The sequence below is a fragment of the Frankia canadensis genome, from assembly GCF_900197875.1.
GTDB lineage: Bacteria > Actinomycetota > Actinomycetes > Frankiales > Frankiaceae > Frankia > Frankia canadensis.
The window spans coordinates 1-8687 of sequence record NZ_FZMO01000163.1 but is presented as its reverse complement, the minus strand read 5'-3'; the positions used below and the strand labels follow the sequence as shown (position 1 = coordinate 8687).

General features: G+C 66.6%; 8 protein-coding genes and 2 pseudogenes. 5 read left to right on the top strand and 5 right to left on the bottom strand.

Translation table 11 applies throughout. The annotated features are described in order from the left end of the window. From C1A33_RS35750 to C1A33_RS37940, 4 genes and pseudogenes are all read right to left on the bottom strand, one after another. Window positions 1-190, bottom strand: a pseudogene (locus C1A33_RS35750) (hypothetical protein); the annotation flags it as partial. A gap of 170 nt (window positions 191-360) precedes the next feature. Next, entirely contained in the window at window positions 361-852 is a 492-nt protein-coding gene (locus C1A33_RS14775; RefSeq protein ID WP_243407561.1) for an AMIN-like domain-containing (lipo)protein, read from the bottom strand. A gap of 414 nt (window positions 853-1266) precedes the next feature. Then, window positions 1267-1857, bottom strand: coding sequence for an alpha/beta fold hydrolase (locus C1A33_RS14770; protein WP_101832081.1), 591 nt, complete (start codon window positions 1855-1857; stop codon window positions 1267-1269). A gap of 34 nt (window positions 1858-1891) precedes the next feature. Further along, a pseudogene (locus C1A33_RS37940) lies at window positions 1892-2140 on the bottom strand (epoxide hydrolase N-terminal domain-containing protein); the annotation flags it as partial. Window positions 2141-2223: 83 nt separating this feature from the next. Here C1A33_RS37940 and C1A33_RS14760 point away from each other — a divergent pair. Both C1A33_RS14760 and surE read left to right on the top strand, forming a co-directional pair. Then, entirely contained in the window at window positions 2224-2409 is a 186-nt protein-coding gene (locus C1A33_RS14760; protein ID WP_101832080.1) for a hypothetical protein, read from the top strand. A 396-nt stretch (window positions 2410-2805) separates the two neighbouring features. After that, window positions 2806-3771, top strand: coding sequence for a 5'/3'-nucleotidase SurE (gene surE / locus C1A33_RS14755; RefSeq protein ID WP_101832079.1), 966 nt, complete (start codon window positions 2806-2808; stop codon window positions 3769-3771). Between the two features lie 948 nt (window positions 3772-4719). On the opposite strand, the gene C1A33_RS37935 is transcribed toward surE, so the two are convergent. Beyond that, window positions 4720-5076, bottom strand: a complete 357-nt coding sequence (locus C1A33_RS37935; protein WP_480014394.1) for a transposase — start codon at window positions 5074-5076, stop codon at window positions 4720-4722. On the opposite strand from C1A33_RS37935, the gene C1A33_RS14740 reads away from it, so the two are divergent. The 3 genes from C1A33_RS14740 to C1A33_RS34190 all read left to right on the top strand — a co-directional run. Beyond that, the gene (locus C1A33_RS14740) at window positions 5075-5956 is read left to right on the top strand and encodes a hypothetical protein (RefSeq protein WP_101832077.1); all 882 of its coding nucleotides are present in this window, start codon (window positions 5075-5077) and stop codon (window positions 5954-5956) included. The two genes, C1A33_RS37935 and C1A33_RS14740, sit on opposite strands and share 2 nt — an antisense overlap. A 260-nt stretch (window positions 5957-6216) precedes the next feature. Continuing rightward, a complete protein-coding gene (locus tag C1A33_RS37930) occupies window positions 6217-6627 on the top strand; it encodes a trypco2 family protein (protein ID WP_423748075.1) in 411 nt (136 codons plus the stop codon). 598 nt (window positions 6628-7225) lie between these two features. Then, on the top strand, window positions 7226-8687 hold a 1462-nt coding region (locus tag C1A33_RS34190; protein WP_165818395.1), incomplete at its 3' end, for an SEL1-like repeat protein.

Sequence of the window (8687 nt, the reverse complement as noted above, 5' to 3'; positions counted from 1 at the left end):
GGTGGGAGCGGCCGGACGATGGCCGTGATCTGCCATCGGGCACACCGCTGGTCACGCCTCCCGACCCGTCGTACCAGCAGCCGCCGACCCCCGTCGCCAGCACCACGCCCGCCCAGCCAGACCAGCCGGTTACTCCCCCGCCCTCGACCGCGACGCCGCCCCCGTCACCGCTGCCACAGCCGACTGCCACCACCGGGCCACCGACTCCCACCACCCGACCGGAGCCCCCGCTTGGTGGCCTGCCCGGGCCGGGCATCACCAGCGGCGCACAGTCGCCCGGTCAGCGCTGACCGCGCCCGGAGCCGCCGGCAATCGCCCGGAGCCGCCGGCAATGAGGCAGTGCCGCACGGCGACGAGGGCTCAGGCCAGAAAGTCGACGGCCAACCGGTCGGGCCCGGTGAGCTCGATGATCCGGAACCCCGTGGCGCGGGTGGTGCCGATGCCGATGTGCACCGTGCCCTCGAAGTCGCCGGCCATCGCATAGCTCAGGGCTCCTGACGGGTCCCGCCCGTCCGGCGGCGTGCGCAGCGTGGAGGCGCCCTGCGCGTCGTGCGCCGTGGTGGAGGTCAGTACCAGCTCGAAGGCGGCGCCTCCCGCCAGCGACAGCGGCGCGCCCGAACCGGGACGAATCACCTCGTGTACGTACTGGGCCCGGTAGCCGGGGACCCCGCCGGCGAACTCCAACACGACCCGTTCGTACCGGGTGCCGTTGTCGACGTTGGGCGCGCTGCGCACCGACACGAGCCGCACGGGCGCGACGAACTGGCGTGCGGCCGACGCCGGCTGACTCGACCAGCTGCGCGCGCTGACCCGCGGCCCCGCCGCCGCGCCCCCCGGGGCTGCGGTCGGCACGCCACCTCCCGTGGCACCCCCGCCCCCACCGGGCGCGCCGCCGCCTTCTCCCCGCTCGGACGGCGTCACCGACGGGACCGACGGGACCGACGGGACCGACGGGACCGACGGGACCGACGACGAGCCGACCGCCGACGGCGACAGTGATGGCGACCCGCCCGTGTCCTTTCCGCCCGAACCGCCGCAGGCCGCCAGGGACGCCGTCAGTACCAGCCCGCCGAGCGCCGCCACCACCCGCCACCGACGTGCCCGACGAGTCCGGAGCCATCGCCCGTCCGCAACCCCCGCGACCCCGCGCTCCGGGACGGCCGGACGGCGGCCGCTGCTCCTCGCCATGCGCATGCCCCGCTCTCTACCACCAGGTGGCACAGGACCGACACACAGGACGTACCCGACCAACGCCCGCGACGAACATCACGCAGGACTCCTCCCGGGGGCCGGAGGCGTGGGCGGTGACGTGCGCTGTAAAGCCCCGCGGGTCGCGAGTGGGCTGTCGACACCGGCGTAGGCCTCGGTGTGCGGGGCGTGGAAGTTCGGGCCGGTCGGTGGCTGGTAGGTCTGGCCGTCCCGCAGCTTGTGGCGGTAGGTCGACTCGTACCAGTCGCGCTCCTCGGGCCCGAGGTCGGCGCGGGTGAAGGGATCGAAGCGGTTGCGCAGTGCGGGAGAGAAGTTCGGCAGCGTGACGTAGACGCCGTGCAGCGCGTCGGGATGCTCGTGGCCGAGCACGATCGACACGACCGATCCCCAGTCGCCGCCGGCGGCGCCGAACCGCTCGTACCCGAGCGTGTCGCGCATCAGGCGCACCCACAGCGCCGCCACCTGGCGGACGCTGAAGCCGCGGGGCCGCAGCGGTGCCGAGAAGCAGTATCCGGGCAGCGATGGTACGACGACGTGGAAAGCGTCCGCCGGGTCGCCGCCGTAGGCCGCCGGATCGGTCAGCGGGCCGATCACCTTCCGGTAGTCCCAGAAACTCCAGGGGTAGCCGTGTGTGAGCACGAGCGGCATCGGGCGGGGGCCGATCCCGCGCTGGTGGAACGAAGTGCACCGGCCGGCCGTCGAGGACGGCGGTGGAGTTCGGTAACGCGTTGATAGCGGCTTCCTCGGCGCGCCAGTCGTACTCGTCCAACCAGTACTCGAGGAACTCCCGCAGCGCGGACGCGGTCAGCCCGAAGCGGGGGTCCTCGACGGCGTCCCCGGTGGGCAGGCGCGCGCGCAGCAGGCGGTCCCGCAGATCTCGCAGCGCACGGTCCTCGACCGCCACCGTGAACGGCGTCGGATCCTCGATCATCGGTCGACCTCCGCCTGACAGGGGCACCATGCTGTGACAGCGAGGGCTAACCACAACGCTGGACTCGGCGCATCTGACCACAATTGGGCGCACTCGCGTCGGCCGATACCGGCACCGGCTTCCCCGGCGACTTCTACCTCGCCAGAGTTACCGCCTCGGTCTCCGCCCCAACGGCGCTGATCCCCGCCCTCGTGCCGACCGCCAGCCCTGTGCCCGAGCACCTCAACGCGGCGGACGCGCAGATGCACCGGCGTCTCCCAGAGATCTGATCGGAGCTGGCCGGTGATCCGGAGGCGCGGGCGGGGAAGCAGGCGAAACCGGATGGACCTGGTAGAGCTCACTCTCTCCACCACCGCGAGACACCGTGGGGACCACGTCGCACCCAGGTGATCGCCACGAGAAGGTAGGCGGCGGCCCGGCGCGACACACCGATGGAGAACAAGCGTTCGAGAGCGGGTATGACCTGGGATCTACGCAACGCTCCCGCTCCCCTACCCAGCGCGCCCTACCCAGCTGGCAACGGAAACATCGCTATCACCCCGAAACAGTCGATCGGACACAGAGGGTGAATCTGTCGGCGCATCCACCGAAAGTTGTGTCTATATTCCCCGAAAGTTCGTCGAAAGTCGAAAACTGCGCCATTCCGGCGACTCTACGTTCACGGAATGAAGAAACGCAGAATCCCGGTCGTCCTTGGTGTGGCCATCCTTTCTTCGCTGGTCGGCATCACGTCGAGCGCGTCGGCGGCGGGTCCTGGTACCCCCACACCCGCGCCCGCGCGCCCCCTGCACATTCTGCTCACCAACGACGACGGATGGCGGGGCGCCGGAGGCTCCGACACGCCACTGATCGTCGCTTTGCGTGATTCCCTCAAGGCTGCTGGTCATGACGTCGTGGTCGTGGCACCCGGTACCGACCAGAGCGGCCAGGGTGGTCGCTTCTCCATCCCTCCCCTGCAGCTGACGGTTGCCAGGCCCGAGCCGTCGGTGTGGACGGTCGCCTCGGGATCACCGTCGGACAGCGTGTTCTTCGCCTTCGACCAGCTCTACCGGAACACCAAACCCGACCTGGTCATCTCCGGGATCAACCCGGGTAACAACCTCGGTCAGGCGGTCAACCACTCGGGCACCGTCAACGCGGCCCTGACCGCGCTCGAGTTCGGCGTGCCCGCGATCGCGGTCAGCATGCAGACCTCGAGTGCCTGGCGGGAGGGAACGGCCGTCGCCGCGAAGAGCTCGGCCGGATACGTGGTGGATCTCGTCCACCAGCTGGAGGGGAAGTCGCAGCACGGTGTGTTGATGCCCCCGGGCGTCGGTCTCAACGTCAACTATCCTGTTCTGGCTGGCCCCGTCGACCCCGCCACCGGCAAGCCCGGTTCGGCGCTGCCCCCCAAGGGGGTCCGGTCGACCGCCTTGGACACCAACGTGGCCCTCGATCTCACCTACACGCCGACCAGCGGGCAGGCGGGACAGCCGGGTACCTACACGATCGGGCTCACTCCGAACGACCAGCCCGCTCCCGCGGGTACCGACACCCGTGCCATCCAGGACGGATTCGTCAGTCTCACCCCGCTGGAAGCAGACCGTGACGTGGACGGCTCCACCGAGGGCTGGCTCCGCAGAATTCTTTGACGGCAGGAAGTATTTCCCTTTCTCGTACCAACCCGCTGGCCGGGAATGATCCCGCACGTTCAGAGCAGTTCTCGGCCAGCGGCCGGTTGCGCCACTTATCCATAGTCACCAGTTTCGCGCCCCACAGCGCCGTCCCGGCCGCGGCCACGATACCCCGATCGGGTCGCCCGGGGAATCACACCCTCGAGCTCCCACAGAACGGAGCGTGAGCCTCTCGGGTTCGCTCCCCGGGGCGCTGCGTGCCGTGGTCGCTCTCGCGGGTCCCCGCGAGTTCCTGCTGGTCGGGTGGCCCGACCGGCGGCAGGTCCACGACCTGCCGGCGCTCCACCCGCGTGACCGGCGCGAGCAGCAGGCCGTCCCCGCAGCGCCGGCACCTTCGCATGTTTCTCAAGAGGATCACGCGGTGGCCGCCCCATGTCACGGACCGCCACTCCGGCGAGTCGCTAGATCGTTGCTCTTCGTACACCACTCGGCTGGACGCCACTCCCCGCACGCGCCGCCACCGCACGGCAACCGCGGCGCGTCGACCGCCAGCAGCATCTGATCAGGTATCGTCAAGATGCCAGCCGGTGTGGCGCAATTGGTAGCGCACTCGACTTGTAATCGAGTGAACGGGGCGCCCCCTTTCTTCTGGGGGGCGAGCGATAAGTCTTTGACCTGCGGTTTCTCGATTCCGAAGATCGAGAAACCCGAGTCGAAGATCACATATGGGCTCATCGTGGGCTCATTGTGCAGAGTTGTGTTGATCAATGGCCTGCTCGGACGGCCTGTCGCCGGAGCCGTATGAGCTATTTGGGTAGACGGGCCGCGTTGGAGTACCAGTCGGGGGGCCTGGGTCGCAGATCGACTTCTGCCGCTCCAGGTCGGGGCTCTGTCGGACACGACTTGGCCATACCTACACGTCCGTCGTCCAGGTCACCATCCGCCAGGTTGGAGCCGGCACTGGGCTTACGGAACGTTCGCGCTGGTTCCTCTCGTACGGCGACTCGCCGAACGCACCCATTCCCATCCGCCGCTTCCAACCCGCCGACGGGTCGGTGACCACGGTCGCCACCGGCGCCCCCACCGCGCTGCGCCGACCCACCTCCGACTGCAGTACACCGTGCGCCAATGCCCATACCGGGCCGGCACATCCCGCCACGGCGCCCCGGTCCGGGTCCGCCACCGGATCCCATCGATCAACTGCCGGCGTGTCCACGTCGCCGGCCGACCCGGCTTCTTCTTGTCCGCCTCCGACGGCAGCAACGGCTCCAGCACAGCCCACTGCACGTTCGTCAGATCACCCCGCGCCACACAACGGATCATGCAGACTGAAAGTCACCACCAGATCCACGGGCAGCCTCAGGACGTACTTCCCAAACAGGCCCTACGTCGGGCCCGCCACCGGCTGCCCGCTCGGCCATTCACCCCGCACGCCGCCGGCTGGGCCCGCACCCGCATCCGCGCCGCGCTGCATCTGCTGGCCTGGATCGACGCGCAGCAGACCACGCTCGCCGACCTCACCCAGGCCGACGTCGACCGCTGGCTGACCGAACAGCCGACCGAGAGCGCCTACCCAGCCCGCGAGTTCCTGCACTGGGCCCGCAGCCGACACCTGACCGGCGACGTGACCATCCCGAAACGGCGCCCCCGCCACATCGTCACCGCGATCAGCGAAGACGACCAATGGACCCACCTCCGCCGCTGCCTACACGACACCACCCTGCCCCTGCCCGCCCGCGCGGCAGGCGCCCTCCTGCTGGTCTACGGCCTGCCCGTCAGCCGCATCTCCACCCTGCATGCCGACCAGATCACCACCGAGGGCAACCGGATACTTCTCCGCCTGGGAGCGCACGGCATCCTACTTCCTCCGGCCGTCGCCGACCTGCTGCTCGCCCAACGCGACGCCGCCCGCACCGTGTCCGTTCTCGCTCGCAGCGCCCCGCCGGCCACGACCTGGCTGATCCCCGGCGGCTTCCCAGGCCGCCCAGCCAGGGACGCGGTCTACCGGACGCTTCGCGGCAACGGGCTGCCACACGCTCGCCATGCCCGCAGCGCCGCGCTCATGACGCTCGCCGCGGACCTACCCGCCCCGATCCTCGCGGCCCTGCTCGACCTCCACATTGCCACCGCAGTCGCCTGGACGCAGCACGCCGCCCACGACTGGACTCTCTACCTCGCCACGCGCAAGCCTCCCGACTCCTGAAAGACCTGTGCGGCAGGCTCGCAAAAGCCGCCACAGGAGTGCTCAATGATATTAAGAATATTTGCCACTCATCGCGCAGCTCAGGGAATTCCACCGCAGATCAGACCCTCATTCGTCGAGGTTTAGTGACATCCCGATAGAGGGTAGTGAGTTCCTAAGTAACCGACATCTACATAGCAATTCAACCAGGAGATCTGCGGAAAATATCGACAGGATAAAATGTTCAATGGCTGCTCAAAGCGATCGCTGGAGAGGTTGTCATGGCTAAGATGGTCGTAGGACTGGCAGATGCGATTGAGGCGCTGCGCACCGAGCTTGCTCTGGCTATTACGGCAGGTCAAAGGAACGCGATACGATTCGCACCCGAGCCGATTGAATTGACAGTCCAGGTTGCCGTCACAAGAGAGGCAAATGGAAAGATCGGGTGGAGCATGATTGGGTTGGGAGGCTCCTACAAGTCGGCAGATACTCAGACCCTAGTGCTGAGGTTGACGCCAATGCTGGAGAAGGACGATGGGACACTCACGTCAGACTTTACTATTGCCGGCGTGAGTGTGACTGGGGACCAGGTCGGTCCGGTTCTTGATAGGAAGCCGACGGAGTCACAGGATGTCGAATCGAGGAATATCGATTACTCGAGTCGTAGCGGTGCTGGGAACATTCGCCAATAGAAGGGAGCGGTTTGGTTCGGGATACCTCGTCGGCGGCCGTCTGGTTTTGACGGCTGGGCATTGCATCCGCGACAAGGCCACTGGCGAGTCTGCAATTGGGGTGCGGGTAGTCCGCGCGAGCGACGGGGCGACTGCGACTCCGAACCTTGACAAGATGGTGGCCGCCTCTGAAGTGGATGTGGCTGCAATTCCACTTACGGACGCCCCGTGGGAGCCTGATCTCCAGCGTCCGGTGTTCGCCCGCGTAGACCGCAGTCACTCGGGGATCTTGCGGGACTGTGAGGCGATCGGTTACGCGCTATTCCAGCGCGACCCGGACCAGAGGACCCGGCACACCGCCGAGTTGCATGGGACGATTTACCAGACTGACGAATCCGAAATTGGTCGTCTACTAATGCGTGAGCCGCAAGTCCGGCCAGGCCATTCTACGATTTCCGACAAGGAAGCGATCATATTCGCCTGCGGCGGCAAGGGAGACCCCCCCTCGTCTCGAGGCCCCTGGGGAGGGCTATCAGGAGCATTAGTATTCCATTCGGGCAATGCGATCGGAGTCGTAGTTGAGCATCACCCGCGGCAGGGGGACTCGGCTGTCCAATTGGTGGGATTCGACCGGATTGCGGCGGCCGCCGCGGAGCCAGCCACCCATCGTGTCTCCGAAGCACTTGGACTGCCAGCCGTCGAGACGCTGATCTGGGCGTCCGCGGAGCCGGTCAACCCACTGGACGGCCTGGTGGAGCTGTCGGTCAACGGTGATCTGCCGCATGTATCGGACCTGAATCCGTACCGTCTTGGTGCCACTCCGTCCGCCTATGGTAATCGAGAAAGCTATGGACTTCGAGACCCATATGTGCCCCGCTCCCACAACAGCGTTGACGACCGCCTAAAAGACGCGGTCGTTCCCGGCCAGATGGTGTTGTTGATCGGGCCGTCTAAGGCAGGCAAGACACGCACCGCTTTCGAGGCTATCCGGGACCGTTGGCCGCACGCATACTTGCTCGCCCCTGTACCCGGCGCATGGAGTTCTCTGGCCGGGCATCCACGATTGCAGAATACTAGTGACCCGATACTGATATGGCTAGACGATCTTCAGCGCTACCTTACCGTCACCGATCCTCTGAACCCGTCCTTGCTGATGCGCCTGACCAGACGTCCCGGTCCCACCATTGTTCTGGCCACCTTGCGTCAGGAGGCGCGTAATCTTCTTAGCCGAGATACCGGTGAGCTGACGCGCGACACCCGGCTTTTGCTGGACGAAGCCACGCAGATCGGGATGGGTCGTACCTCCGATGACTCAGTCGAGCAAGCCGCAGCACAGTGTATCTATCCCTCTGAAGATCTGTCGACCGCCGGGTTGGCGGAACAGCTAGCTGGAGCACCGAAATTGCTGGCAGATTATAACGATTCCCTCTACGCCGATCCGTTGCGGTACTTGGTGGTACGGGTGTCCATTGACTGGGTGCGAGTTGGAATTCCTCGTCCCGTTCCCGAGCCAGATCTCATCATGCTGGCAATGGAGGCCCTCGCGTCAGAGCATCCTTACATTGACGGCGCTAACAAGCAGGCGCACAAAGCCGTCATCAAAATGCGTACGCCGTCCGAGGGGTCGGGTCGCGCGGCGGCCCTTATCACCCACTGGATATCCGACCGCACGCGCGGCTACCGGCCATTCGGCTACCTCACGGCCGCCGACGACGGACAGAATGGGAACGCTCGCCCAATCCCCACCGAATTCTGGTATGAAGCTCTAAAGCGAGCCGACTCGCGGGACGCCTTCGCAATGAGTGTTGCCGCCTACCAGCGCGAAAATATTCCTGTTGCGATCAGTGCCGCCAAAAAGGCTGCCGCCGAAAGCGCCAACGCCAGGTTCAATCTGGGATTCCTCCTTGAGACCAAGCTGGATCCGCCAGACCTTCGTGAGGCACGCCGCTGGTACGAACAGGCAGCGGCAGCCGACCATATCGGTGCCAAGTTCAACTTGGGGAATCTGCTGGCCGACACATGGGATCCGCCGGATCTGCCTGGCGCGCGCCGCTGGTACGAGCGGGCTGCTGACGCCGGCC